The organism is Streptomyces sp. NRRL S-31, assembly GCF_000718775.1.
Taxonomy (GTDB): domain Bacteria; phylum Actinomycetota; class Actinomycetes; order Streptomycetales; family Streptomycetaceae; genus Streptomyces.
Genome location: NZ_JOCB01000005.1, coordinates 101,105 through 128,008, shown reverse-complemented (window position 1 = coordinate 128,008; position 26,904 = coordinate 101,105). Strand labels below are relative to the sequence as shown.

The 26,904-nt window shown below is 71.9% G+C and carries 21 protein-coding genes, 1 tRNA gene and 1 pseudogene; 10 read left to right on the top strand and 13 right to left on the bottom strand.

Annotated features, from left to right (window positions below; translation table 11 throughout):
* Positions 1-340, top strand: a pseudogene (locus tag IF37_RS45195) (serine/threonine protein kinase); the annotation flags it as partial.
* A gap of 27 nt (positions 341-367) precedes the next feature.
* Here the strand turns inward: IF37_RS45195 and IF37_RS0103985 are convergent.
* Both IF37_RS0103985 and IF37_RS45190 read right to left on the bottom strand, forming a co-directional pair.
* On the bottom strand, positions 368-1,648 hold the full coding sequence (locus IF37_RS0103985; protein ID WP_030736155.1) for a hypothetical protein: 1,281 nt from the start codon (positions 1,646-1,648) through the stop codon (positions 368-370).
* 335 nt (positions 1,649-1,983) lie between these two features.
* Positions 1,984-2,112: a DLW-39 family protein gene (locus tag IF37_RS45190; protein ID WP_003999697.1), complete on the bottom strand. Its 129-nt coding sequence runs from the start codon at positions 2,110-2,112 to the stop codon at positions 1,984-1,986.
* 348 nt (positions 2,113-2,460) lie between these two features.
* On the opposite strand from IF37_RS45190, the gene IF37_RS0103975 reads away from it, so the two are divergent.
* Complete coding sequence (locus IF37_RS0103975; protein WP_030736152.1) at positions 2,461-2,802, top strand: DUF6344 domain-containing protein; 342 nt, start codon at positions 2,461-2,463, stop codon at positions 2,800-2,802.
* A 168-nt stretch (positions 2,803-2,970) separates the two neighbouring features.
* On the top strand, positions 2,971-3,798 hold the full coding sequence (locus IF37_RS0103970; RefSeq protein ID WP_253915634.1) for a glycosyltransferase: 828 nt from the start codon (positions 2,971-2,973) through the stop codon (positions 3,796-3,798).
* 22 nt (positions 3,799-3,820) lie between these two features.
* On the opposite strand, the gene IF37_RS0103965 is transcribed toward IF37_RS0103970, so the two are convergent.
* Together IF37_RS0103965 and IF37_RS0103960 are read right to left on the bottom strand one after the other, a co-directional pair.
* On the bottom strand, positions 3,821-4,066 hold the full coding sequence (locus IF37_RS0103965) for a ferredoxin (protein ID WP_030736146.1): 246 nt from the start codon (positions 4,064-4,066) through the stop codon (positions 3,821-3,823).
* 73 nt (positions 4,067-4,139) lie between these two features.
* Positions 4,140-4,616, bottom strand: coding sequence for a hypothetical protein (locus tag IF37_RS0103960; RefSeq protein ID WP_063886355.1), 477 nt, complete (start codon positions 4,614-4,616; stop codon positions 4,140-4,142).
* 459 nt (positions 4,617-5,075) lie between these two features.
* Here IF37_RS0103960 and IF37_RS0103955 point away from each other — a divergent pair, with 459 nt between their 5' ends.
* Positions 5,076-9,362 (top strand): WD40 repeat domain-containing protein, encoded by a 4,287-nt coding sequence (locus tag IF37_RS0103955; RefSeq protein ID WP_030736140.1) that lies wholly within the window; start codon positions 5,076-5,078, stop codon positions 9,360-9,362.
* A gap of 199 nt (positions 9,363-9,561) precedes the next feature.
* Here the strand turns inward: IF37_RS0103955 and IF37_RS0103950 are convergent.
* The 9 genes from IF37_RS0103950 to dnaA form a co-directional block, all read right to left on the bottom strand.
* Positions 9,562-9,638, bottom strand: a tRNA-Ile gene (locus IF37_RS0103950).
* Positions 9,639-9,749: 111 nt separating this feature from the next.
* On the bottom strand, positions 9,750-10,487 hold the full coding sequence (locus IF37_RS0103945; protein WP_079165535.1) for a DUF3566 domain-containing protein: 738 nt from the start codon (positions 10,485-10,487) through the stop codon (positions 9,750-9,752).
* A gap of 18 nt (positions 10,488-10,505) precedes the next feature.
* On the bottom strand, positions 10,506-13,103 hold the full coding sequence (gene gyrA, locus IF37_RS0103935; protein WP_030736134.1) for a DNA gyrase subunit A: 2,598 nt from the start codon (positions 13,101-13,103) through the stop codon (positions 10,506-10,508).
* Between the two features lie 42 nt (positions 13,104-13,145).
* Positions 13,146-15,227 carry a DNA topoisomerase (ATP-hydrolyzing) subunit B gene (gene gyrB, locus IF37_RS0103930; RefSeq protein WP_030736131.1) on the bottom strand — a complete coding sequence of 694 codons (2,082 nt, stop codon included), beginning with the start codon at positions 15,225-15,227 and terminating at the stop codon, positions 13,146-13,148.
* Between the two features lie 507 nt (positions 15,228-15,734).
* Positions 15,735-16,322, bottom strand: a complete 588-nt coding sequence (locus tag IF37_RS0103925; protein WP_030736126.1) for a DUF721 domain-containing protein — start codon at positions 16,320-16,322, stop codon at positions 15,735-15,737.
* Positions 16,319-17,440 (bottom strand): DNA replication/repair protein RecF, encoded by a 1,122-nt coding sequence (recF, locus tag IF37_RS0103920; RefSeq protein WP_030736123.1) that lies wholly within the window; start codon positions 17,438-17,440, stop codon positions 16,319-16,321. The genes IF37_RS0103925 and recF overlap by 4 nt, the downstream gene beginning before the upstream one ends.
* 54 nt (positions 17,441-17,494) lie before the next feature.
* Positions 17,495-18,370 (bottom strand): phosphogluconate dehydrogenase (NAD(+)-dependent, decarboxylating), encoded by an 876-nt coding sequence (gene gnd / locus IF37_RS0103915; RefSeq protein ID WP_030736120.1) that lies wholly within the window; start codon positions 18,368-18,370, stop codon positions 17,495-17,497.
* Positions 18,371-18,595: 225 nt separating this feature from the next.
* Entirely contained in the window at positions 18,596-19,726 is a 1,131-nt protein-coding gene (dnaN, locus tag IF37_RS0103910) for a DNA polymerase III subunit beta (protein ID WP_030736117.1), read from the bottom strand.
* Positions 19,727-20,816: 1,090 nt separating this feature from the next.
* The gene (gene dnaA / locus IF37_RS0103905; RefSeq protein ID WP_079165534.1) at positions 20,817-22,745 is read right to left on the bottom strand and encodes a chromosomal replication initiator protein DnaA; all 1,929 of its coding nucleotides are present in this window, start codon (positions 22,743-22,745) and stop codon (positions 20,817-20,819) included.
* Between the two features lie 374 nt (positions 22,746-23,119).
* On the opposite strand from dnaA, the gene rpmH reads away from it, so the two are divergent.
* The 6 genes from rpmH (at position 23,120) to rsmG (ending at position 26,678) form a co-directional block, all read left to right on the top strand.
* A complete protein-coding gene (gene rpmH / locus IF37_RS41505) occupies positions 23,120-23,257 on the top strand; it encodes a 50S ribosomal protein L34 (RefSeq protein WP_003956500.1) in 138 nt (45 codons plus the stop codon).
* Between the two features lie 21 nt (positions 23,258-23,278).
* A complete protein-coding gene (rnpA, locus tag IF37_RS41500; RefSeq protein WP_079080991.1) occupies positions 23,279-23,650 on the top strand; it encodes a ribonuclease P protein component in 372 nt (123 codons plus the stop codon).
* Positions 23,647-24,012 (top strand): membrane protein insertion efficiency factor YidD, encoded by a 366-nt coding sequence (gene yidD / locus IF37_RS0103895; protein WP_030736108.1) that lies wholly within the window; start codon positions 23,647-23,649, stop codon positions 24,010-24,012. The genes rnpA and yidD overlap by 4 nt, the downstream gene beginning before the upstream one ends.
* A gap of 3 nt (positions 24,013-24,015) precedes the next feature.
* Positions 24,016-25,311, top strand: coding sequence for a membrane protein insertase YidC (gene yidC / locus IF37_RS0103890; RefSeq protein ID WP_030736105.1), 1,296 nt, complete (start codon positions 24,016-24,018; stop codon positions 25,309-25,311).
* 15 nt (positions 25,312-25,326) lie between these two features.
* The gene (locus tag IF37_RS0103885; RefSeq protein ID WP_030736102.1) at positions 25,327-25,839 is read left to right on the top strand and encodes a R3H domain-containing nucleic acid-binding protein; all 513 of its coding nucleotides are present in this window, start codon (positions 25,327-25,329) and stop codon (positions 25,837-25,839) included.
* 122 nt (positions 25,840-25,961) lie between these two features.
* A complete protein-coding gene (gene rsmG, locus IF37_RS0103880; protein ID WP_030736101.1) occupies positions 25,962-26,678 on the top strand; it encodes a 16S rRNA (guanine(527)-N(7))-methyltransferase RsmG in 717 nt (238 codons plus the stop codon).
* The last annotated feature ends 226 nt before the right edge of the window (positions 26,679-26,904 follow it).

The window sequence follows — 26,904 nt, the reverse complement described above, 5'->3', positions numbered from 1 at the left end:
CTTCCCGGCCCCGCCGCCCGTACCGTCGCCCCCCGTCCGGTGGCCGGAGCCGATACCGGCCCCCCCGCCGGTCCCGCCCGGCGACTCCACCACCGCCGCGTACACCGCCCGCGCCTCCCACGCGGCTCCGCACACCCCACCGCCGCCCGGACTTCCGGCCACCCCCTCGCCCTCGTCCGCGCCGCCGCCCGCGCCGGGAACGACACCCCGGCGCGCGGGAAGTCATCGGGCGCGTCGTGCGCCCCGCCGCACCGGTCCCCCGGCCAGGGCCGTGATCCCGATCCTGCTGCTGGCGCTCGTCTGCTACGCGGTGGGCTTCTGGGCGCTGACCCGTGGCTGAGCCGCCGCCCGCCTCCCCGGCCGGGACTCAGCCGCGGGACCGCCGGGCCGTCACCGTCCAGCCGCCGAGGAACAGCAGCAGCGCGGTGCCCGAGCCGATCCCGCCGACGGCGACCAGCCGCATCATCCGGTCGTCGGACCCGCCCCCGCCGTCCCCGTCCCCCGTGCCCCCGCCCTCCGTGCCGCCGGTCAGCGCGGCCAGCCGGTCCCGCTCGGTGACCGTGAAGACGTCGCCGGGTACGGGGCTGCCGGCGTACGCCGGACCCGCGTGCGCCCGGCCGTCCACCCGCACCCGCAGGGTCGCCTGGAACGGCCCCGGGCCGAACGTGCCGGCCAGCCGGTCGCTGAGGTGCAGGACGAGGTAGTAGTCACCGGCGAACCGGACGGAGGACACCCCGGCCGGCACGGCGTACCGGTTGGCGTACTCCACCGGCGGCAGCGGTGCCGGCGCGGTGGTCTTCGCGGCGCCGGTGTAGCCGAGGGAGACGCTGTCGACCGGGCCGCGCACGGGGTTGTAAAGGGAGAGGCCCAGGGCGCCGCCGACGTAGCCACGGCCGGGTGCGCCGCCCAGCTCGGCGGAGACGCGCAGTTGACGTCCCCACTCCAGCGGCACCTTGTAGAACCGGGTCTCGCCGGGGACGAGGGACGTCCGCCAGACCCCTTGGCCCAGCAGCCGCGCCGCCGCGAAACCGGTGCCGCCCACGCGGTCGCGGGGCCGCCCGGCAAGAGGCCGCGGGGTGGCCGAATTCCAGCTGCGCGGCGGCTGCGTGGAGCCGGTCCGCGTCAGGCGCGGTTCCGTGGCGGGCGCGATCTCCAGCTCCCAGGGCGCGGTCGCAGCGCCCGAGCCCTCGGCGTCGAGCCGTTCCACGAGCAGGTAGTACGTGCCCCCGCCCTGGCACAGCGCCTTGCCGGTCTCGCGCAGGCCCAGGGCCGTGACCGGACGCGGGCTGATGCCGGCGCCGAAGCGCGCGGAGCCGTAGGAGCAGGCGGTGCCGTGCGCGTCCCGCAGCGAGACGCGGATGCCGTCGGTGGCGGAGACGCCGGCGTCCGCCGGTGGTACGGCGGTGACGGGGACGTACGCCGTGTCCGCGGCGGTGAGCCTGAGGCGGTAGTAGAGCCTGCCGTCGCGGGGGAGGGAACTGCGGTAGGCGTGGCCGGCGTCCAGCGGCACGGCGTCCGCGGTGGTCTCCGCGCCCGTGACGCTCCGCGCGCCGGGTGTGAAGACGTAGGACCCCGGCCGTGCGTCGGCGGCGGCCGGGGCACCGGCCGGCAGGGCGACGACGGCGGTGAGTGCCGGCAGCAGGAGCACGGCGCACCGGCCGGCGAAGGCCCGCCACCGCGTCCGCGCCCCGTCCCCTCGCCGCCCTGGCCCCCGCACGCGCCACCACCCCCGGTCGTCGGACGGCCGCACCGGCCGCGGGCCCCATCCTGCCCCGCCCGGCGCTGCGCCGTCCGGGCAACGGGTACGCCCGTCCGAAACGCCCCGGCCCCGTCGGGCACCGTCACGCTCCGCGCGCCGTACCGCCTACCGCACCCGCCGCGAGCCCGCAACACGGGACCGGGCGCCGGGCCCCGGACAACACGAAACCCCGACCGCGTGGCGGCCGGGGTCTGTTCAGATTCGGTATCCGTCGGTACCGGGACTCACGAACCCGTGGGCACGGAGTCAGTCGCCTCCGTCCACAGGTCCTGCTCGGCGCGATCCGCCTGGATCTGGCGGTACACGAGGAGCCCGCCGATGGCGGCCAGTGCGACCAGGAGCAGCTTCTTCACCGCGCGACCTCGTCTTTCCTTGACGTAGGGGACCTCTGCCGCCCGACTATACACACCGACCGATATCGATCGGTGACCTGCGTCGGGGCCCAACTCCCGCCCCCTTCAGCGCGTTGGACCAGGCCGGACGGGGTTCCGGCCGGAGCGTGACCACGCCCCCACGGACGGTTACTTTGCTCCCCCTTCGCTCACCCTCACCGCGATTCGGGCGTTTTCTGCTCTCTTGCGTCCATCCGAGTGGTGTTCATCGGAACATCGACGCGCCGCGGGCGTCGGTCCACCACTTCGCGAGGCTCATACACATCATGAACAAAGTACGCAAATCGCCCAACCCGAAAGTGAGGGGCCATGACCAAGAACAAGGTCATGAAGCTGTGGACCGCCATCGTCACCGCCTTCCTCGCGCTGTGCACGGCGCTCGGACTCGTCTCCGCCGGCGCCACGACCGCCGTCGCGGCCGGACCCCGGACCGAGAGCCCCCGCACCGGCACCGCGCAGCGCACCGCCCCGACGACTCCGGCGGCACACCACTGGGCCTGGTCCCATGCCAGGGCCCTGCCCCCCACGATGAAGCAGCGGATCCGGGCCGAGGCCCACGGCAAGTCCCCGAGCTGCCGCCACCGGACCCTCCCCCAGACACAGTCGGAAGCGCAGATTCCCGAGCAGACCTCGGAGGAGCTCGACTGCTGAGCCCCGGCCCCGCCGCAGTACCGCAACGTCTCGACACCACGGCGACTTGCGTACGCACCAGTCGACACGGAAGACCCCCGGCCGCTCCCGGCCGGGGGTCTCGCGCTGTTCCCGGCGTCCCGTGCGCCATGCTGGCAGCGACAACAGGCCCCGCCCCCAGGGAAGGTGGTGAGCGCTGCCGTGTCCCGGCGCGTCACCGTGATCACCGCGGTCCACGGCCCGTCCGCCCGGTTCCTGCCGGACGCGTACGGGTCCCTGTGCGCACAGCGGCTGCCCGCAGGCTGGGAGTGGGAGTGGGTCGTCCAGCAGGACGGCACGACGGACGAGGTCCGCCCGCACCTCCCGGACGACGCGCGCGTGTCCTTCCGCCAGGGCCGGCCGGGCGGCCCCGGGGTCGCCCGGACCATCGCGCTGGCGCGCGCCGGGGGCGCGTATGTCAAGGTGCTGGACGCCGACGACCAGCTCACGCCGGGCGCGCTCGCCCGCGACCTGGCCGTGCTGGAGGCCCACCCCACCATCGGCTGGACGACCTCCCGCGTCCTGGACCTGCTGCCCGACGGCTCCACGGCCGGCTTCCCCGGCGACCCCGACGAGGGCCCGGTCGAACGCGGCACCGTCCTCGGCCACTGGACGCGCGACGGCTTCCGCCTCCCGGTCCACCCGGCGAGCCTGTGCGTACGACGGGAACTGCTGGTCGCCCTGGGCGGCTGGATGGCGCTGCCGGCGTCCGAGGACACCGGGCTGCTGCTGGCACTGGACGCGGTGAGCCGCGGCTGGTTCTCGGCGGCGGCCGGCCTGCTCTACCGCAAGTGGGACGGCCAGGTCACGGGCCAGGCGGCCCATGTCGACCCCGCCGAGCGCGCCGCCCGTACGGCGGTCGCCGAGGCCAGGGCCCGCGCGCTCGCCGCCTTCGGCTGGACCTACCCGCCGCCCGCGGCCACGGCCACGCCGCCCGCTCCCCCCGCCTCCCCCACCCGGGAAGACCCCGCTCCCTGACGTCCCGCTCCCCGGCGTCCGGTCACCCGTCGTGCCCCTCCCCGGTGTCCCGCTCCGTGAAGGCGGGGGCGGCGGCGACGGCGATGGCCTGCGAGGGGCACTTCTCCGCCGCCTCCCGGACGGCCTCGCCGACCAGCGGGTCCTCGGCCGCGTGCTCCGCGCCGGGGCGTACGGCGCCGTATCCGTCCTCGAACGCGAACACGGCCGGCGCCCGGTACGCGCACTCGGCCGAGCCGTAGCACAGGGAGCGGTCGAGGGAGACCTTCATGCGTCCTCCAGCCGTCGGCGGTGACCTCCAGGACGTCACTGCCCGGCGGACGGCCCGCCCAACCGGCCCCCGGCTACCGCCGGCCGCCCGCGACGGAGAGCCAGTGCGCCACCCTGCGGACGGTGGGCTCGTCGAGCCGGTCGGCCAGGGCACGCACCGCCTCGCCGTCCTCGGGGTCCAGGTCGTACAGGCCCGCCTTGCTCAGACCGGCCATCAGCGCCTGGTGCCGACGGTCCGTCATCCGCTCGGCCAGCCGCTCGGGTCCGGGGACGCCGGACACCGGCGACGGCGGCGCGGGAGCCGCCGTACGGACGGCGGACGGGGTGTCGAAGAGATGCCACCCGTCGCGCCCGGGGCCCCAGAGGGCGACCGTCACCTCGTCCCCCCGCGCCCGCAGGGTCCGGGTCATATCCCCGAGGGCGTACAGCACGGGCCCTTGATGGGGGGACTCCGCGCCGACCGTCCAGGCGTCCTGGGCGGGCCGGTGGAACATCGCGACCCAGCGCGGCTCGCCGGGCGGTCGCGGACACCGGGGACGCCGCTTCTCCATGGCACTCACCCCTTCGGGAACGGCCGGGGACGCGACCGTAGCCGACGGGCTGTCAAATAACCGGGGCGAGTGCTTCCCGCCCGCCCGGCACCGGTCCCTCCCCTCGTGGGGACCGGTGCCGAACGGTGCGGGGCCGTCGATCCGTGCCACGTCGACGCTGCGGCGCGGATCGAAGTACGGGGCCGATTACGGGGTACGCGCGGGCTGATCCGCCGGGCGCGGCTGGGTTGACCGAATCTGACCGATAACGTTCGGCGCCATGGGCTGTCTCTCCGAGCACTGAGCCGGTGGCCTGTTCGTACGGTAGGTGACGGGTCCGCTACCGGGTTCGGATCCTGCCATCTGTCGCCCCCCACGAGGAGGTTCCGGTCTCCGGAGAGCCCCTTATCCGCAGGTCAGACGTATAGGGTGAGTTTTCCGGTCCGGACGTCCACACGCGGGGAAGTAAGGGGTGGAACCTTGAGTTCCGACTCAGGGGCACGCACAGCCTTCGCCGAGCGGCTCGCGCTGCTCTACAAGGAGGCCGGAAATCCTCCCCTCAAGAGCGTCTCCGAAGCGGTCGTACGGCTCCAGCGGATGGACGAGCGCGGCCGGCCGGTACGGGTGTCCGCGCAGCGGATCAGCGACTGGCGCCGGGCCAGGAACGTACCGGCCCAGTTCACCGCGCTCGCGGCGGTGCTCCAGATCCTGATCCCGGAGGCCCGGCGGCTGCGGCCCGCCCCGGTCTCCGCCGGGCTGTACGACCTCGCCCACTGGCAGCGGCTGTGGGAGCTGGCCCTGACCGGCCCGGCCGGCGACCGGGGCGCCCCGCCCGCCGAGGAGAACCGGCGGCCACCGGCCCAGGCGCCGCCCGTCACCGGTGGCGTGTGCCCGTACCGGGGGCTCGCCTCGTACCGGCACGAGGACGCCCGGTGGTTCTTCGGCCGGGAGCGCAGCACGAAGGCCCTCGTCGCCCTGCTCCGCGCGGCCGAGCGGTCCGGCGGACTGGTCATGCTGGTCGGCGCCTCCGGGGCCGGGAAGTCCTCCCTGCTGAACGCCGGCCTGGTCCCCGCGATCCGGGGTGGCGCCCTGAACGGGGGCCCCGGCCGGGCGGCCGACGCCCCGGCCCCCGAGCCGCACCCGTCCCCCGCCACGCCGGAGCCGCACCGGTCCTCCCGCTCCCCCGAGCCCCGCGAGCCCGCCCGGCCGGGGACAGGGCGCACCGAGGTCCCCTCCTTCGTCCCCCGGCCCCGGCAGCCCGCCGACCCCGCCGAACCTCCCCGGCCCCCCCACGCTGCCCCCGCCCGGCCCGCCGACCCCGCCGAGCCCTCGCCGCAGCCCCCCTCCGAGCCGCCCGCCGAGCCACCCGGCCCCGTACTCCAGCTCGTCCCGGGCGCCGATCCGCTGGGGGAACTGGTCCGCCGCGTCCCGGAACTCGCCGCCGTCGCCGCCGAGGCGTCCCGGGCCGAGCGGGAGGCGGCACGGAACCCGGCCCTGCCGGGCTGCGGCACCCCGCACGTCGCCCGGGCCGTCCGCGAGGCGGTCGCGGCCTGGGCGGACCGCGCCACGGACCCGGGCACCCGCCCGGTCGTCATCGTCGACCAGTTCGAGGAGGCGTTCACCCTCTGCGCCGACGAGGCCGACCGGCGCACCTTCATCCGGTTCCTGCACGCCGCCTGCACCCCGCCCGCCGGCTTCGCCGGGCCCGCGCCCGTCCGGGTGGTCCTCGGCATCCGGGCCGACTTCTACGAGCAGTGCCTCGACCACCCGGAACTGGCCGACGCGCTCCAGCACCGCCACATGGTGCTCGGCCCGCTGACCGGCACCGAGCTGCGCGAGGCGGTGACCGGACCGGCCAAGGCGGTGGGGCTCGAGCTGGAGCCGGGACTCGCCGAGCTGATCGTGCGCGAGGTGAGCGCCGACGGACCGCGCGGCGCGCACGACGCGGGCGTGCTGCCGCTGCTGTCGCACGCCCTGCTGGCCACCTGGCAGCGCCGCAAGTCCGGCAGGCTGACGCTGGCCGGGTACCGCGCGGCGGGCGGCATCCAGGGCGCCGTCGCCGCGACCGCCGAGCGCGCCTGGTCCGGCCTGGACCCCGCGGCCCGGACCGCCGCCCGGCTGCTGCTGCTGCGGCTGGTCCGGCTCGGCGAGGACACCCAGGCCACCCGGCGGCGCGGCACCCGCCGCCAGCTGGCGGAGGAGTCGGCGGACCCCGGCAAGACCGAGGAGTCGCTGGAGGCCCTGGTCCGGGCCCGGCTGGTGACACTCGACGCCGACACCGTGGAGATCACCCACGAGGCGCTGCTGCACGCCTGGCCCCGGCTGCGGCACTGGATCGACGAGGGCCGCGGCGACCACCTGCTGCGCCAGCGGCTGGAGGAGGACGGCCGGTCCTGGGAGGACTCGGGCCGGGACAGTTCGCTGCTGTACCGGGGGTCGCGGCTGGAGCAGGCGCGCGGCTGGGCCCGGTCGGCCGGGGACACCTATCTGACCCGCAGCGCGGTGGAGTTCCTGGCCGCCTCGGTACGGCTGCGCAAGCGCACGGTGTGGCTGAGCCGGGCGGCGGTGGCAACACTGGTCGCACTGGCCGTCCTCGCCGCCGGCTCCGCGGTGATCGCCTGGAAGCAGCGCGACGACGCCGTGTTCGCGCAGGTCCTCGCCGAGGCCGACCGGGTCCAGCACACCGACCCGTCGCTGGCCGCCCAGCTCGACCTGGTCGCGCACCAGCTGCGCCCCGGCGACGAGGACACGTACAGCAGGCTGATCTCGATCGTGAACGCGCCGCTGGCCACCCCGCTGTCCGGGCACCGGGGCGCGGTCTACCTCACCTCGTTCAGCCCGGACGGCAGAACGCTGGCCACGGCGAGCTACGACCACACGGTCCGGCTCTGGGACGTCACCGACCCGGACCGACCGACCGCGCTCGGCGGGCCGCTCTCCGGCCACACCAGCTGGGTGAGCAGCGCCGTGTTCAGCCCGGACGGACGCACCCTGGCCAGCGCCGGCGACGACGGCACGGTCCGGCTCTGGGACGTCACCGACCCCGCGCACGCCGTACCGCTCGGCAAGCCGGTCACCGGCCGGCAGGGCACGATCTACCTGACCGCGTTCAGCCCGGACGGGCGCACCCTCGCCACGGCCGGCGAGGACAGCACCGTACGGCTGTGGAACGTGGCCGACCCGCGCCGGCCCACCCCGGTCCGGACCCTGCGCGGGCACACCGCAGCGGTGCGCTGCGTGGCGTTCAGCCCGGACGGGCGGACCCTCGCGACCGGCGGCGACGACGACACCATCCGGCTGTGGGACATGACCGCCCCGCGCCGGACCGGCCCGGTGCGGACCCTGCGCGGGCACACGGACCTGGTGCACTCCGTCGCCTTCAGCCCCGACGGGCACACCCTGGCCAGCGGGAGCGCGGACGACACCATCCGGCTGTGGGACGTGTCCCGCCCCGGCCGCGCGGCGCCGGTCGGCTCCCCGCTGACCGGCCACACCGGGCCGGTCTGGTCGGTGGCGTTCAGCCCGGACGGCGGCCGGCTGGCCGCCGCCAGCGCGGACAGCACGGCGAGCCTGTGGAACGTCAGCGACCCGGCGTCCCCCTCCCAGGTCGGCGAACCGCTCGCGGGCGCCAGCGGCGAGATGTACGCCCTGGGGTTCCGCCCGGACGGCCGGACCCTCGCCACCGGCAGCGGGGACGGCAAGGTGCGCCTGTGGTCGGTCCCGACCTCCGACATGATCGGCCGGAGCGGGGCGTTCCGCCCGGACGGCCGGGTCCTGGCCACCGCCGCCCGGGACGGCAGGCTGCGGCTGTGGAACGTGACCCGGCCCGGCCGGCCCGTCCCGCTCGGCACGCCGTTCATGCGGGCCGACGGCGACCAGCGCTCCCTCGTGTTCTCCCCCGACGGCCGGACCCTCGCCGTCCTCACCGGCGTCCGCACGGTCCACCTGTGGAACGTCACCGACCCCGCCCGCCCGGTCGCCACCGGACCGCCGCTGACCCTGCGGACCCGCTTCATGGGCGCCGACGCGCTGGCGTACAGCCCGGACGGACGCACCCTGGCCACCGCCTACGACGACCGCACCATCCGGCTGTGGGACGTCACCGACCCCGGGCACGCCGTACCGCTCGGCAAGCCGGTCACCGGCCACCGGGGCTACATCAACGCCCTCGCCTTCAGCCCTGACGGGCACACGTTGGCCAGCGGCAGCGCGGACAGCACGCTCCGCCTGTGGAAGGTGACCGACCCCGCCCGCCCGGCGCCGCTCGGCGCCCCGCTCACCGCCCACGACGGTCCTGTCAACACGCTCGCCTTCAGCCCCGACGGACGCACCCTGGCCAGCGGCAGCGACGACGACACCGTCCGCCTCTGGGACGTCACCGACCCGGCCTCGGCGAGTGAGCCGGGCGCCCCGCTCACCGGCCACACCGAGGCGGTGACGTCCCTCACCTTCAGCGCCGACGGACAGACCCTGGCCAGCGGCGGCAGCGACAACACGGTCCGCCTGTGGAATGTCACCGACCCCGCCGCCGCCACCCCGATCGGCCAGTCGATGAGCCCCAACGCCAAGACCGGCAACTTCCTGTCCTTCAGCCCCGGCAGCCACGTCCTCGGTGTCTCCAGCGGCGCCGACACGGTCCGCCTGTGGAGCCTGGACGCGGACACGGCGATCCGGCACATCTGTTCGGTCACCCGGGGCGTCCTGACCCGACAGCGCTGGCAGGAGTACCTGCCCCGCCTCTCCTACGACCCCCCGTGCGGTCGATGACCGGCCAACCTGCCTGATTCACCGCGGACTTGGCCCCATACGACCGACAACCTTGTTACCCTTGGCCATAGCCCGATCGCTGGTGCATCCCCCGTCGCCAGCGGTCGGGCCTTTCCGTACCCGGCACCGGGCGCCCCGGAGCCCACCAGGCCACACACGCCGAAGACCCCCGATCCATCCGGACCGGGGGTCTTCGTGCTGGTGGGGCTAACAGGATTTGAACCTGTGGCCTCATCCTTATCAGGGATGCGCTCTAACCAACTGAGCTATAGCCCCGCCGCGCTCTGCGGTGTGTGTCCCGCGCGCTGACTCCTGAAGATTAGCGCACGACCGCGCCAGTCCCAAAATCGGTTGCCGGGGTGGTCGCGGAACGTCCCTGGTCCGGGGTCACTCGTCCTCCGCCAGGGTCAGCTCGACGCCGCCGACGAAGCCCGCGGAGAGGTTGTAGATGAACGCGCCGAGCGTGGCGAGCGCCGTCGCCAGGATCACGTCGATGACCGCGATGATCGTCGTGAACGTCAGGACGTGGGGGAGGGACAGGAACGCCTGGAGGTCGAAGCCGTTCGCCTCGTTGGAGCCGGTCGCCTCCGAGATCGTGCCGCCGACCGTCGAGAACACGCCCATCGCGTCCATGACCATCCACAGCACCGCCGCGCCGACGATCGTACAGATGCCGAACGCGATGGAGAGCAGGAAGCTGACCTTCATCACCGACCACGGGTCGGCCTTGGCCACCCGCAGCCGCGCCTTGCGGGTCCGCGGCGCCGTCGTACGCACGCCGGTGCGCGGCCTGCGGACCGCGCCGGCGTCCTGTGCCGCATAGGCCTGCGGCGGGTGGTACGGCTCGGCGGGCCGCTCCGGACGCCGTTCGCCGGGAAGCGGCGACGCCTGCCGCGCGTCGCCGGCCGCGGCCGTGCCTCGGGTGTCCGTCACAGTGCCCCCCTGGGATGCCTGCTGGGATTTCTGCGTGCCGGAGGAGTCCGCCACGGAAGCCTTCACCGGCTTCGGGTTCGTCGTCTGAGGGTCGCTCGTACGCGCCGCACGCGCGGCGGAGCCACGGCCGCCGCCGCCCGTTTCCGTACCCCTGGAGGTACCGGCCGATCCGGCGCCCGTGGCTCCGCTCACGATGACTCTCTCCTCGTGCTACTCGGCCGAGGGCGCCTCACCCTCGTCCGTGCCGGTGGTCGCGGGACCCTCGGCGGCCTCGTCCACGGCCACGTCGCCGTCGACTTCCTCCGCCTCGCGTCCGGCCTCGGCGTTACGAGCGATACCGACCACGGCATCGCGCTTGCCCAGGTTGATCAGTTGGACGCCCATGGTGTCACGGCCCGTCTCCCTGACCTCGCTGACTCGCGTGCGAATCACACCGCCGGAGAGGGTGATCGCGAGAATCTCGTCGTTCTCCTCGACGATCAGCGCGCCGACGAGCGAACCACGGTCCTCCACGATCTTGGCAGCCTTGATGCCGAGGCCACCACGCCCCTGGACGCGGTACTCGTCGACGGCGGTCCGCTTCGCGTACCCACCGTCGGTGGCAGTGAACACGAACGTACCGGGTCGGACGACATTCATCGAGAGCAGCTCGTCGCCCCCGCGGAAGCTCATCCCCTTGACGCCCGAGGTGGCACGGCCCATCGGGCGCAGCGAATCGTCCGAGGCGGTGAACCGGATCGACTGCGCCTTCCTGCTGACCAACAGCAGATCGTCGTCGGCGGAGACCAGCTCGGCGCCGATCAGCTCGTCGTCGCCGCCGTCCTCGCGCTCGCGCAGGTTGATCGCGATCACACCGCCGGAGCGAGGCGAATCGTAATCCTTCAGTGGCGTCTTCTTGACCAGACCGGACTTGGTCGCGAGGACCAGGTAGGGCGCCGCCTCGTAGTCGCGGATCGCGAGGATCTCGGCGATCGCCTCGTCGGGCTGGAAGGCGAGCAGGTTCGCCACGTGCTGGCCGCGCGCGTCCCGGCCGGCCTCGGGCAGCTCGTACGCCTTCGCCCGGTACACCCGGCCCTTGTTGGTGAAGAACAGCAGCCAGTGGTGCGTGGTGGAGACGAAGAAGTGGTCGACGATGTCGTCTTCCTTCAGCTTCGTGCCGCGCACGCCCTTGCCGCCGCGCTTCTGCGCCCGGTAGTCGTCCGTCTTCGTCCGCTTGACGTAACCGCCGCGCGTGACGGTGACGACGATGTCCTCCTCGGCGATCAGGTCCTCGATGGACATGTCGCCCTCGTAGGGGATCAGCTTGGTCTGGCGGTCGTCGCCGTACTTCTCGACGATCGCGGCCAGCTCCTCGCTGACGATCCCGCGCTGGCGGACCGGCGAGGCGAGGATCTCGTTGTACTCGCTGATCTTCGCCTGGAGCTCGTCGTGCTCCTGGACGATCTTCTGCCGCTCCAGGGCCGCCAGGCGCCGCAGCTGCATCTCCAGGATCGCGTTCGCCTGGATCTCGTCGATCTCCAGCAGGCCCATCAGGCCGCTGCGCGCGATGTCGACGGTGTCACTGCGCCGGATCAGCGCGATGACCTCGTCGATGGCGTCCAGGGCCTTCAGCAGACCGCGCAGGATGTGCGCCCGCTCCTCGGCCTTGCGCAGCCGGAAGCGGGTACGGCGGACGATGACCTCGATCTGGTGCGTCACCCAGTGGCGGATGAAGGCGTCGAGCGACAGGGTCCGCGGCACGCCGTCCACCAGCGCCAGCATGTTGGCGCCGAAGTTCGTCTGGAGGTCGGTGTGCTTGTACAGGTTGTTCAGCACGACCTTGGCGACCGCGTCCCGCTTCAGGACGATCACCAGGCGCTGGCCGGTGCGCGACGACGTCTCGTCGCGGACGTCCGCGATGCCGCCGATCCTGCCGTCCTTCACCAGGTCGGCGATCTTCTGCGCCAGGTTGTCCGGGTTCACCTGGTACGGCAGCTCGGTGACCACCAGGCACTGACGGCCCTGGATCTCCTCGACCTCGACCACCGCGCGCATCGTGACCGAGCCGCGGCCGGTGCGGTACGCCTCCTCGATGCCCTTGCGGCCCACCACCAGGGCGCCGGTCGGGAAGTCCGGGCCCTTGATGCGCTCCATGAGCGCGTCCAGCAGCTCCTCGTGGGAGACGTCGGGGTTCTCCAGGTACCACTGGGCGCCGGCCGCGACCTCGCGCAGGTTGTGCGGCGGGATGTTGGTGGCCATGCCGACCGCGATACCGGCCGAGCCGTTGATCAGCAGGTTCGGGAAGCGGGCCGGCAGGACGGTCGGCTCCTGGGAGCGGCCGTCGTAGTTGTCCGTGAAGTCGACGGTCTCCTCGTCGATGTCCCGGACCATCTCCATCGACAGCGGCGCCATCTTGCACTCGGTGTAGCGCATCGCCGCCGCCGGGTCGTTGCCCGGGGAGCCGAAGTTGCCGTTGGAGTCCACCAGCGGCATCCGCATCGACCACGGCTGGGCGAGGCGCACCAGGGCGTCGTAGATGGAGGAGTCGCCGTGCGGGTGGTAGTTGCCCATGACGTCGCCGACGACGCGGGCGCACTTGTAGAAGCCGCGCTCGGGGCGGTAGCCGCCGTCGTACATCGCGTAGAGCACGCGACGGTGGACGGGCTTGAGGCCGTCCCGGACGTCGGGCAGCGCACGGGAGACGATGACGGACATCGCGTAGTCGAGGTACGAGCGCTGCATCTCCGTCTCGAGCCCGACGGGCTCGACACGCATCGCGAGTTCGCCGCCCTCGGTCTCAGGGGTTTCCGGAGTGTTCTCGTCGGCCATTGCTGGTGAAGATCCTTCCTGGTGCGGTCAGCTGAGACCGACTCAGATGTCGAGGAAGCGGACGTCCTTGGCATTGCGCTGGATGAACTGGCGGCGGGCCTCGACGTCCTCGCCCATGAGGACCGAGAACAGGTCGTCGGCCTGCGCGGCGTCGTCCAGGGTGACCTGGCCGAGGACCCGGTGCTCCTGGTCCATGGTGGTCACGCGCAGCTCCTCGGCGTTCATCTCGCCGAGGCCCTTGAAGCGCTGGATGGAGTCCTCGCGGACGCGCTTGCCGCGCTGGCGGCCCATCTCGATCAGTGCGTCGCGCTCGCGGTCCGAGTACGCGTACTCCACGTCGTCACGGCCCCACTTGATCTTGTACAGCGGGGGGCGGGACAGGTACACGTGCCCGGCCTCGACCAGCGGCCGCATGAAGCGGAACAGGAAGGTCAGCAGCAGGGTGCTGATGTGCTGGCCGTCGACGTCGGCGTCCGCCATCAGGATGATCTTGTGATAGCGCAGCTTCTCGATGTCGAAGTCCTCGTGCACGCCCGTGCCGAAGGCCGAGATCAGCGCCTGGATCTCCTGGTTCTGGAGGATCTTGTCGATCCTGGCCTTCTCCACGTTCAGGATCTTGCCGCGGATCGGGAGGATCGCCTGGTACTGCGGGTTCCGGCCGGACTTGGCCGAACCGCCGGCGGAGTCGCCCTCGACGATGAAGATCTCGCACTTGGCCGGGTCGTTGGACTGGCAGTCGGCCAGCTTGCCGGGCAGCGACGCCGTCTCCAGCAGGCCCTTGCGACGGGTCAGGTCGCGCGCCTTGCGGGCCGCCACGCGCGCGGTGGCCGCCTGGATGCCCTTGCGGATGATGTCCGCGGCCTCCACCGGGTTGCGGTCCAGCCAGTCGTTGAGGTGCTCGTAGACCGCCTTCTGCACGAAGGTCTTGGCCTCCGTGTTGCCCAGCTTGGTCTTCGTCTGGCCCTCGAACTGGGGCTCGCTCAGCTTGACCGAGATGATCGCGGTCAGACCCTCGCGGATGTCGTCACCGGTGAGGTTGTCGTCCTTCTCGCGCAGCAGCTTCTTGTCCCGCGCGTACTTGTTGATCAGGCTCGTGAGGGCCGCCCGGAAGCCCTCCTCGTGCGTACCGCCCTCGTGGGTGTGGATGATGTTGGCGAACGAGTACACGCCCTCGCTGTAGCCGCTGTTCCACTGCATGGCGACCTCGAGGGACAGGCTCTTGTCCCGGTCCTCGGCCTCCAGCGCGACGACCGTGGGGTGCACCGCGTCTCCCTTGCGGGAGTTCAGGTACTTCACGAAGTCGACGATGCCGCCCTCGTAGTGGTACGTGACGGTCTTGACCTCGGCCTTCTCGTCGGCGCCCGCCTCGTCCGCGCCGGCCACCGCCTTCGCCGACTCGCGCTCGTCGGTGAGCCGGATCGTCAGGCCCTTGTTGAGGAACGCCATCTCCTGGAAGCGCCGCGACAGCGTCTCGAAGGAGTACTCGGTGGTCTCGAAGATCTCCGGGTCGGCCCAGAAGGTGACCGACGTGCCGGTCTCCTCGATCGCCTCGTGCTTGACCAGCGGGGCCGTCGGGACGCCCATCTTGTAGTCCTGCGTCCAGCGGTGGCCGTCCGTGCGCACCTCGACGGCGACCTTCGTGGACAGCGCGTTCACCACGGAGACGCCCACACCGTGCAGACCGCCGGAGACGGCGTACCCGCCACCGCCGAACTTGCCGCCCGCGTGCAGCACGGTCAGCACGACCTCGAGGGCCGGCTTGCCCTCGGAGGGCACGATGCCCACCGGGATGCCGCGCCCGTTGTCGACCACGCGCACCCCGCCGTCGGCGAGGATCGTCACGTCGATGGTGTCCGCGTAACCGGCCAGCGCTTCGTCGACCGAGTTGTCGACGACCTCGTACACCAGGTGGTGCAGACCGCGCTCGCCCGTGGAGCCGATGTACATGCCGGGCCGCTTGCGGACCGCGTCCAGCCCTTCGAGCACGGTGATGGCACTGGCGTCATAGGAGGCGGAGACCGCGCCGGACTCGGTGGCCTCGCCGTTCACGCCGGCGTCGGTGGACGGGATGTTCTCGTTGGGGTTGCCGGAATCGGCCACGAAGCGCCCTTTCTGGCACAGCACGAGCCGGGCTCGTCGGCAGGTTGCCGGAGCGGCTGCGGCATGTTGCGTTGGTAAGCCTTGATCAGCGTTGCTCAGCTTTTCCCGGGCGGTCCCCACATTGGGGCGGGATTGGCTTCCAGTCTACCGGTAGCACTGACATCGATGGGGGTTTGCGGGTACCTGAGACCGCATGTGCCGCCCTCAACCGGTCTCCGCCGGGTCCCGATATACGGATGGGGGCTCCAAGGGGCTCACAGCGGCACTCAGCGCTTCGAGCCGTCAACCCGTGGCTACCGGCGGGTCAGAAGGCGGTGCGGAAGCCGTCCGGCCGCTGTCCGCGCCGGTGCGCGCAGGTGCGGAGGCGCCCCGACGGTCCCCTGTGAAGTGAGGTACGTCACCCCCGCGTCGGCCCGGTGTCGGCGGCATGTCAGCCGTGCGCCGACGGCCCGCCGGACGGCCCCGGAGCCGGGCGCCGAGCCGGGCACCGAGGTGGGCGCGGGACGGTCACCGGGCGGCCGGACGGGCCCCTCAGCCGTAGGTGTCACCGGGTCCGGTGCTCCCCGGCGCACGCAACGGGCCGTACCGGCGAGGCTGGCCGCCGGGGTTGAGCACCTTGATCATCCGTACGCTGCCGTGCCCGAGGTCCTCGTTGAGCCGGGCCACCAGCGTCGGCGCGAGTACCCGCAACTGCGTCGCCCAGGCCGTCGAGTCGCACTGGACGGTCAGCACCCGCTCGTCCTCGTCGTACCGCTGCGGCACACAGTGCTTGGCCAGGTCCTCGCCGACGATCTCCGGCCAGCGGCCCATCACCCCGCCCACCGCGGCGGGGGTCTCCCAGCCGCGTTCGGTGATCAGCCGGTTGATCGCCGCGCCCAGCGCCAGCGGATCGCGGCCGTCGGCGCGCGCGCCGGAACGCAGGCCGCCGCCCCGCCGCGCCTGCTTGCGCTGCCGCGCCGCGTCCCCGCGCGCGCGTGCCTGCTCCTTCGCGGCGCGCAACGCCACGCGCGCGAGGTCGACGCCGGAGGGCTCCTCGGCCTTCCGGCCCTTCGCGTTCCCGCCCTTCGCGGTGCGGTCCTGCGGGTTCCGGTCCCGCGGCGCGGGGTCCCCGGTGCTCATCCGCGCTCCACCGTGCCACCGGCCACCGCGTACCGGGTGCCGGCCAGCATCCGGGGTACGTCGTCGTCCACGGCGGCGGTGACCAGCACCTGCTCGCCGGGCGCGACCAGCTCCGCGAGCCGTTCCCGGCGCCGGGCGTCCAGTTCCGCGAAGACGTCGTCCAGGATCAGCACCGGCTCGTTGCCCTCGGCCCGCAGCAGGTCGTACGAGGCCAGCCGCAGGGCGAGGGCGTAGGACCAGGACTCGCCGTGCGAGGCGTAGCCCTTGGCGGGCAGCTGGCCGAGCCGGAGGACCAGGTCGTCCCGGTGCGGGCCGACGAGGGTCACGCCCCGCTCGATCTCCTGCTTGCGCGCCTCGGCGAGCGCCGCCGTCAGCTGGGCGTACAGCTCCTCGCGGGTGTGCGCCTCGCCCGGCGCCGACGGCTTGTACTCCAGCGCGATGGGGCCGCCGCCGGGTGCCAGCTGCTCGTACGCCTTGTCGGCGAGCGGCTGGAGCGCGGCGATGAGGTCCATCCGCTGGGCGAGCAGCTCCGCGCCCGCGCGCGCGAGGTGCTGGTCCCACACGTCGAGCGTGGACAGGTCCATGGACCGGCCGCCGTGCCGGCGGGCGAGGGCGGCCGTCTTCAGCAGGGTGTTGCGCTGCTTGAGGACGCGCTCGTAGTCGGAGCGCACACCGGCCATGCGCGGCGAGCGCGCGGTGATCAGCTCGTCGAGGAACCGCCGCCGTTCACCCGGGTCCCCCTTCACCAGCGCCAGGTCCTCGGGCGCGAACAGCACCGTCCGTACGATGCCCAGCACGTCCCGCGGTCTGGCCTGCGAGGACCGGTTGACACGGGCCCGGTTGGCCCGGCCCGGGTTCAGCTCCAGCTCGATCAGCTGCTGCCGGTCGCCCTGCCGGACCTGCGCCCGGATCACCGCCCGCTCGGCGCCCATGCGCACCAGCGGGGCGTCGGAGGAGACCCGGTGACTGCCGAGCGTCGCCAGGTACCCGACCGCCTCCACCAGGTTGGTCTTGCCCTGCCCGTTGGGGCCGACGAAGGCGGTGACGCCCGGGTCGAGCGGGACCTCGACCCGGGCGTACGAGCGGAAGTCGGCCAGCGAAAGATGCGTGACGTGCATGGTCGTCCCGCCGACCTCCCTCGGTGGTTGTGGATCGCGGAGCGACCCTGTGGATTACTTCTTCTCCACGGCGTGCCCGCCGAACTGGTTGCGCAGCGCGGCGATCATCTTCATCTGCGGCGAGTCCTCCTGGCGGGAGGCGAACCGCGCGAACAGCGACGCGGTGATCGCCGGCAGCGGCACCGCGTTGTCGATCGCGGCCTCCACCGTCCAGCGTCCCTCACCGGAGTCCTGGGCGTAACCGCGCAGGCCCTCGAGGTGCTCGTCCTCGTCGAGGGCGTTCACGGCGAGGTCCAGCAGCCAGGACCGGATGACCGTGCCCTCCTGCCACGACCGGAAGACCTCGCGGACGTCGGTGACGGAGTCGACCTTCTCCAGCAGCTCCCAGCCCTCGGCGTACGCCTGCATCATCGCGTACTCGATGCCGTTGTGGACCATCTTCGCGAAGTGGCCCGCGCCGACCTTGCCGGCGTGCACCGAGCCGAAGTCGCCCTCCGGCTTCAGCGCGTCGAAGACCGGCTGCACCTTGGCGACGTTCTCGGCGTCGCCGCCGTACATCAGCGCGTACCCGTTCTCCAGGCCCCAGACGCCACCGGAGACGCCGCAGTCGACGAAGCCTATGCCCTTGGCGGCCAGCTCCTCGGCGTGCCTCTCGTCGTCCGTCCAGCGGGAGTTGCCGCCGTCCACGACCACGTCGCCGGGCTCCAGCAGCTCGCCGAGCCGGTCGACGGTCGACTGGGTGGGCTCACCGGCGGGGACCATCACCCACACCACGCGCGGGGCCTCGAGCTTGCCCACCAGCTCTTCCAGGCTGTGGACATCCGCGACGTCCGCGTTGCGGTCGTACCCGATGACGGTGTGGCCGGCGCGGCGGATCCGCTCGCGCATGTTGCCGCCCATCTTGCCGAGGCCGACGAGACCGAGCTCCATCAGTTGTGTTCCTTAGGTCGCTGTGGCGGGACAGGCACCTTGGTGCCGAGCCGAGCCTAAACCGCACGCTTCACGCACGGTTGTGGGCATACGCGCTCATGCGTACCGCCCGTGCTCCGCGGCCACCGCGTACCCCGCCTCGGGGGAGCGACCCGGCCCCCGTGGGTCGCGGTGCCGGGCACCCGCGAAGGCACCCGGCACCGCGCACACCCTGTGGACGAACGGTCAGCCGCTGAGCCGCACCGGCATGATCAGGTACTTGTACGCGTCGTCGGCCTCGGCGTCCACCGCGGGCTTGCCGCTCAGCAGGGCCGGCTTCGTGGAGGTCGTGAACGACAGCTGCGCCACCGGCGAGTCGATCGCGCTCAGACCGTCCAGCAGGAACGTGGGGTTGAAGGCGATCGAGATGTCGTCGCCCTCCAGCTGGGCGTCGACCCTTTCCACAGCCTGTGCGTCGTCGCTGGACCCGGCCTCCAGGATCAGCACGCCCTGTTCGAAGCTCAGCCGCACCGGGGTGTTCCGCTCGGCGACCAGGGCGACACGCTTGACCGCCTCCACGAACGGCGCGGTCTCGATCACGGCGACGGAGTTGAACTCGGTCGGGAACAGCGTCCGGTACTTCGGCAGGTCGCCCTCGAGCAGACGCGTGGTCGTACGCCGCCCGGCGCCCTCGAAACCGATCAGGCCCTCACCGGCACCGGAGCCGGACAGCGCCAGCGTCACGCTGTCCCCGGCGCCCAGCGACTTCGCGGTGTCCAGCAGCGTCTTGGCGGGGACCAGGGCGACGGCGGAGGCGTCCGGGTTCTCCGGCTTCCACAGGAACTCGCGGACCGCGAAGCGGTAGCGGTCGGTGGAGGCCAGGGTGACCGTGTCGCCCTCGATCTCGATGCGCACACCGGTGAGCACCGGGAGCGTGTCGTCACGGCCGGCGGCGATGGCCACCTGGGAGACGGCGGCGGCGAAGACCTCGCCGGGCACCGTGCCGGTCGCGCTCGGCATCTGCGGCAGCGCCGGGTACTCCTCCACGGGCAGGGTGTGGAGGGTGAAGCGCGAGGACCCGCAGACCACGGTCGCCCGTACACCGTCTGTGGAAATCTCCACCGGCCGGTTGGGGAGCGCGCGGGAGATGTCGGCGAGCAGCCGGCCGGAGACGAGGACGGTGCCCTCCTCGTCGACCTCCGCCTCGACGCTCACCCGTGCGGAGACCTCGTAGTCGAAGCTCGACAGGCTCAGCTGGCCGTCCTCGGCCTTCAGCAGCAGGCCGGCGAGGACCGGCGCCGGCGGACGGGCCGGGAGGCTGCGTGCCGCCCAGGCCACTGCCTCCGCGAGTACGTCGCGTTCCACCCGGATCTTCACCGTAAGCCGCCTCCTGCTGTTGCTACTGAGTCCTCCGACTCGGCGTCACCGCCCACTGGGACGGGAAGGACGCCGGGGACCAGTCTGACGCACGGCACTGACAGTAGGTGCCCGTCGGGGTCAAGTCGGACCGAGGGGCAGCCGGGCGCGAGACGGCGAGTTGTGCACAGCTCCCGCTTCGAAACGGTTGCCGAACTCTCTCTAGTCGGGAGTAGTAGTAGGGCCTGTGGATACCGTGGATAACCACGTTTGCCCAGCTCAGCGCGGGTTTTTTATCCACTGGCCCTGTGGGTGGAGGCAGTGGACAACCTGGGTCGTCTGTGGAGAACGGAAAGTTCTGCACACAGCGCCCACAGGCTGAGGGCAGTTCTCCCCAGCTGTGTCCCCAGGAATACCCCGGTTTCCCACAGCCCAATCCGGCAGCTTCCTGTGACGCCTTTCACTCGACGCGGTGAGCGGGGGCGCCGGGTTGCCGAACAGTGGACAGCCATGTGGAGAAGCCGGCGATTGCTGGGGACAACCGCCCCCAGCCTGTGGGTCACCGGTGGACAACTCTGTCCACAGCCTGGGGGTCAACCGGTTGTCCACAGCTTGTGGAGATCGTTCGTCCACGATTCCACAGGCATCTGAGCTGGGCGAACAGCGCGCGGGCCGGTTGCCTGTGGACAGAGATCGGGACAACTTCGCAGTCCCCAGCATGTGGACGGAAGAAAGTCACCGAATCTGTGGAGAGTGGCCGTAACCCGGCGGGAAATCGAACAGCCGGTGGCGGACGGGGGACGCTCCACAGCCCGTGGACACACGGGCCCGGCACCCGGAAAGCGGCTCCGGAACCGGCCGGGCACGCTCCCGCAGCTCCCGGCGGACGGTTCCCCACCCGGTCGTCCCCACCCGGTCGTCCCCACCCGGTCGTCCCCGCCCTGCCCGCCCCTCTGCCGCCGTCGCTGTCACTGTCGCCGTCGTTGCCGGTGCCGGGGTGGGCACAGGGCGGGAGCGAACGCGACAGGGCGCCCCCGGGACGTGGTGTCCCGGGAGCGCCCTGGGCGTCGGTGGGTGCACGACGGTGCGGCGGCCGCCTGCCGGCCGCCGGTCAGCCGTTCTTGATGCGGTTCGTCAGCTCGGTCACCTGGTTGTAGATCGAGCGCCGCTCGGCCATCAGCGCGCGGATCTTGCGGTCGGCGTGCATGACGGTCGTGTGGTCACGGCCGCCGAACTGCGCGCCGATCTTCGGCAGCGACAGGTCGGTCAGCTCGCGGCACAGGTACATCGCGATCTGCCGGGCCGTGACCAGCTGGCGGCCGCGCGAGGTGCCGCACAGGTCCTCGACCGTGAGCCCGAAGTAGTCCGCGGTGGCCGCCATGATGGCCGTCGCGGTGATCTCGGGCGTCGAGTCCTCGCCCCCGGGGATCAGGTCCTTCAGGACGATCTCCGTCAGGCCCAGGTCCACCGGCTGCCGGTTGAGCGAGGCGAACGCCGTCACCCGGATCAGCGCGCCCTCCAGCTCACGGATGTTCCGCGAGATCCGGGAGGCGATGAACTCCAGCACCTCCGGCGGGGCGTTCAGCTGCTCCTGCACCGCCTTCTTGCGCAGGATCGCGATCCGCGTCTCCAGCTCGGGCGGCTGGACGTCGGTGATCAGACCCCACTCGAAACGGTTCCGCAGCCGGTCCTCCAGCGTGACCAGCTGCTTGGGCGGCCGGTCGCTGGAGAGCACGATCTGCTTGTTGGCGTTGTGCAGGGTGTTGAAGGTGTGGAAGAACTCCTCCTGCGTCGACTCCTTGTCCGCGAGGAACTGGATGTCGTCGACGAGCAGGATGTCCATCTCGCGGTAGCGCTTGCGGAAGCTGTCGCCCTTGCCGTCGCGGATCGAGTTGATGAACTCGTTGGTGAACTCCTCCGAGCTGACGTACCGCACCCGCGTGCCCGGGTAGAGGCTGCGCGCGTAGTGCCCGATCGCGTGCAGCAGATGGGTCTTGCCGAGCCCCGACTCCCCGTAGATGAACAGCGGGTTGTACGCCTTCGCCGGTGCCTCGGCGACCGCGACCGCCGCCGCGTGCGCGAACCGGTTGGAGGCGCCGATGACGAACGTGTCGAACAGGTACTTCGGATTCAGCCGGGCCGTCGGTTCGCCCGCGCCGCCCGAGGCCGCCGACTGCGCGGCCGGCGTGCCGGGGCCGCTCGCCGAGGGGGCGTCCGGCCGGCCGGTGCCGCGGTGCGCCGGCGGTTCGGGCAGCTCGCGGCGGACCGGGTCGCGCTGGTCGTACTCGGCCCGGGACGGGGTGTAGTCGCCCCGCCCGGAGTCGTAGTCACCGCGCTGCTGCTCGTACGGCGGCCGGTGCATGCCCTGCGGGCGGTAGTCCCGGGACGAGGAGCCGTACGCGTCCGCGCCGGAGCCGTAGCCGTCCTGGGAGGACGGGGAGGCGTAGGGGTCGCGCTCGGGGAAGCCGAGCCGGGGCTGTTGCCAGCCGTACTCGTCCTGCCCGGGGCGCGGCCAGGCGCCGGGTTCGGGGCGCTGGTACTCGGACGGGTAGGCCGGCCGGACCGTGGGGAGCTGGTCCTGGCGGGAGGGCGGGAGCTGGTCGGGGCGCGGTTCGGTGCCCGGGGGCTGCTCGGCGCCGCGGTGGCGGCCGTAGCCCTCGTACGGGCCCGAGGGCGGCTCCGGCTCCTCGTAGCGCGACTGCGGCGACTGGGGCGCCTGCGACGGCTGCGACGGCTGCGGCGCGGCGGGGGCCGGTGGTTCGCCCGCAGAGTCGTCCACGGTGATGGCGATCCGGATGGGCCGGCCGCACTCACGGCTCAGGGTCTCGCTGACGATCGGCGCGAGACGGCCCTCCAGCACGCCTTTCGCGAACTCGTTCGGTACGGCGAGCAGGGCGGTGTCCGCGACCAGCGCGAGCGGCTGGCAGCGCCGGATCCAGTGCTCGTCCTTCGCCTCCACGCCCTGTCCGCGGCCCTCGCCGAGGAGCTGCTCCAGTACTCGCGGCCACACTGCGGCAAGATCGGCAGGTACGTCAGCCACAGGGCACGCTCTCTCACAGGTCCCACGAACGTGTGGTTCAGGGACGGGTCGGGATGAAAATCAGGTCGGGCGGGGATATGGGAACGAATCGGAGTTCAGCCACGGTAGTCAGCGCGGCCGGTACGGTTCAAGTCGTTGTCCCCAGCCTGTGGATAGTGTCCCCCGACGACCCTCGGTTTGACCGGATGGCGCAGCCCCGCGTACCGTAACCAGGTCGAGTTGTCGATGGCTGCTGCCGCCTGCCTCCGATGGGCACAGATCACTTACAGGTGATCGGGAAGCGGTGCACTCGGGCGTGACGCGAGCTACTCGTGGGCGCACGGTGACAGCCAGGACGGCACCCCGCCACTACCGATTCTTTCTGGAGCCCCCGAGTGAGCAAGCGCACTTTCCAGCCGAACAACCGTCGTCGCGCGAAGACCCACGGCTTCCGGCTGCGTATGCGCACCCGTGCCGGCCGCGCGATTCTCGCGTCCCGCCGTAGCAAGGGTCGCGCCCGTCTGTCCGCCTGATCCCGATCAGGTCATGACATCGTGCTGCCCACCGAGAACCGGCTGAGGCGGCGCGAGGACTTCGCGACCGCGGTGCGACGGGGCCGCCGGGCAGGCCGCCCGACGCTCGTCGTCCATCTTCGTAGCGGTGCCACGGACCCGCACGCGCCAGGGGAGAGCGCTCCCCCGACGCGTGCGGGTTTCGTCGTCAGCAAGGCTGTGGGTGGTGCGGTCGTGCGCAACACAGTGAAGCGCAGACTGCGCCATCTGATGCGTGACCGAGTCGCCCTTTTCCCCCCCGGTAGCCTGGTAGTCGTACGAGCGCTGCCCGGAGCGGGCGACGCAGACCACGCACAGCTGGCCCGAGACCTGGACGCCGCCCTCGAGCGGCTGCTGGGAGGGGGCGCGCGATGAAGTACCCGCTGCTGGCCTTGATCAAGCTGTACCAGTGGACGATCAGTCCGCTGTTGGGGCCGGTGTGCAAGTACTACCCGTCGTGCTCCCACTACGGCTACACGGCCATCGACCGGCACGGTGCGATCAAGGGCACGGCACTCACCGCCTGGCGCATCCTCCGGTGCAATCCGTGGTCGCTGGGCGGTGTGGACCACGTTCCACCCCGCAAGCGCCCGCGGTGGCACGAAATGCTGCGCGACGCCTGGAGCGCACGCAAGGGCGGGCCCTCCGCCGCCGAACCGGCCACCGGAGCGAAGTCTCCTTCCGAGCTTCCTCCGAGCCCGGCCGCAGAGACCTCGTCCCATGCCCAAGGAGCATGATTAGTGGACACGATTGCCAGCCTCTTCAGTTTCATCACCTGGCCCGTCTCCTGGGTCATCGTCCAGTTCCACAAGGTGTACGGGGCGATCTTCGGACCTGACACCGGGTGGGCCTGGGGCCTGTCCATCGTGTCCCTGGTGATCCTGATCCGCATCTGCCTGATCCCGCTCTTCGTGAAGCAGATCAAGGCGACCCGGGCCATGCAGACGCTCCAGCCCGAGATGAAGAAGATCCAGGAGCGCTACAAGAACGACAAGCAGCGTCAGTCCGAAGAGATGATGAAGCTGTACAAGGAGTCGGGTACCAACCCGCTCTCCTCGTGCCTTCCCATCCTGGCGCAGTCTCCGTTCTTCTTCGCCCTGTACCACGTGCTCAACGGCATCGCCTCGGGCCACACCATCGGTGTCATCAACGACCCGCTGCTGGCCAGCGCCCGTCAGGCGCACATCTTCGGGGCTCCGCTCGCCGCGAAGTTCAAGGACGGCGCCGACACGATCCACGCGCTGGGCGCCTCGGTCACCGACGTCCGGATCGTGACCGTGATCATGATCGTCATGATGTCGGCGTCGCAGTTCTACACGCAGCGCCAGCTGATGACGAAGAACGTCGACACCACGGTGAAGACGCCGTTCATGCAGCAGCAGAAGATGCTGATGTACGTCTTCCCCATCATGTTCGCCGTCTTCGGTATCAACTTCCCGGTCGGTGTCCTCATCTACTGGCTGACCACGAACGTGTGGACCATGGGCCAGCAGATGTACGTCATCCACAACAACCCGACCCCGGGTTCCAAGGCCCAGGCCGCCTACCTGGAGCGCCTGACCAAGCACGTCACGCACCACGGCAAGATCAGCCGGCGCAGCGAGAAGACCATCGTCAAGGCGATCGTCGCCAAGGGCCGTGACCGCAACGAGTTCGAGCGCAAGTTCATCAACTCGCTGAGCAAGGCCGGTCTCGCCGCCCAGGCCGACGGCACCGTGACGAAGAGCGTGGCCCAGGCCCCGGCGCAGACCGAGGACGCTGCCGCCGACGGCACCACCACGGCCACCGCCACCGCTCCCCGGCGCCAGCAGCCCAAGCGGCAGAGCAAGTCCCAGCGTCAGTCCGGCGGGACCAGGCAGGCGGGCGACTCCCCGTCGCTGGAGAAGTCCGACGAGCCTCGTGACGCCGAGCCGCAGGACGCCAAGCCCGCGGCTGCTCAGCAGCCCCAGAAGCCCGGCTCCGGCACCCGTAGCAAGGCCCAGTCCGGCCAGCGCAAGGGTGGCCCGCAGCGGCCCAAGTCCCCGTCCAAGAAGTAAGAAGGAGCCCATCCCGTGACGGAAGGCACCACCTCCGCCGCTGCCGAGGGTGCAGACACCCTCACCCGCCTGGAGCAGGAGGGTGAGATCGCGGCGGACTACCTGGAGGGTCTGCTGGACATCGCCGACCTCGACGGTGACATCGACATGGACGTCGAGGCCGACCGTGCCTCCGTGTCGATCATCAGCGACTCCGGCAGCCGTGACCTCCAGAAGCTGGTCGGCCGGGACGGCGAGGTGCTGGAGGCGCTTCAGGAGCTGACGCGCCTGGCTGTGCACCGGGAGACCGGCGACCGCAGCCGGCTGATGCTGGACATCGCGGGCTACCGCGCCAAGAAGCGGTCCGAGCTGTCCGAGCTGGGCGCCAAGGCCGCCGCCGACGTGAAGAGCACGGGTGAGCCCGTGAAGCTCAAGCCGATGACCCCGTTCGAGCGCAAGGTCGTGCACGACGCGGTCAAGGCCGCCGGGCTGCGCAGCGAGTCCGAGGGCGAGGAGCCGCAGCGCTTCGTCGTCGTGCTGCCCGCCTGATCGGCCCCTAGGTTCCACCGGCCCCGTCTGTTGAGCAGGACAGGCGGGGCCGAACTTTGTCAGCCTGGTAGTTCTGGTGGTCGGCGCGCGAAGCGCCGGCGCTGTACGGAAGGACGGTCCCCGTGACGGAGGCAGCGGAGCTTCCCCCCGCGCCCGAGCAGGCGCGGGAAGTGTTTGGTGATCGCTTCGCCGATGCGGTCCGCTATGCGGAACTGCTCGCCGAGGCGGGCGTGCAGCGGGGCCTGATCGGCCCGCGGGAGGTGCCCCGCCTGTGGGAGCGGCACCTGCTGAACTGCGCGGTGCTCTCCGAGGCCGTCCCCGAGGGGGTCACGGTCTGCGACGTCGGTTCCGGCGCCGGGCTGCCGGGCATCCCGCTGGCCCTGGTCCGCGACGACCTGAACATCACCCTGCTGGAGCCCCTGCTGCGGCGCACCAACTTCCTCACCGAGGTCGTCGAACTGCTCGGTCTGGACCATGTCACCGTGGTCCGCGGCCGTGCCGAGGAGGTCCTGGGCAAGCTGCCGCCCGTCCATGTGGTGACGGCCCGGGCCGTGGCGCCGCTGGACCGCCTGGCCACCTGGGGCATCCCGCTGCTGCGCCCGTACGGCGAGATGCTCGCGCTCAAGGGCGACACCGCGGAGGAGGAGCTGAAGGCCTCCGCCACCGCGCTCAGCAAGCTCGGCGCGGTCGAGACGTCCATCCTGCATGTGGGTGAAGGCGTGGTGGATCCGCTCTCCACCGTGGTGCGGGTCGAGGTCGGCGAGAGCCCGGGTGGTGTGCGTTTCGCCGCCAAGAGGGCCAAGGCCGCCCGTACCGGCCGCGCCCGTCGGCGTCGGTGAGCCGAGAGCGCCATCGTTCGCTCGGTCGTCAGGACGGGCCCACTGATCCGTCCTGACGACGAGACGTACTCCACACAAGCTGCCCGAACCACGCGAGCCGGAGTGTCGCAGAGGTCCGGTCGCAGCCGCTGTGCATCGTGTTTCACGTGAAACGTCGCTCACTGCTGCACGGCATCATCAGTCGTGGCCGCGCTGCGGCCGAACCTCGCGACCGCAAGCCTCTCGG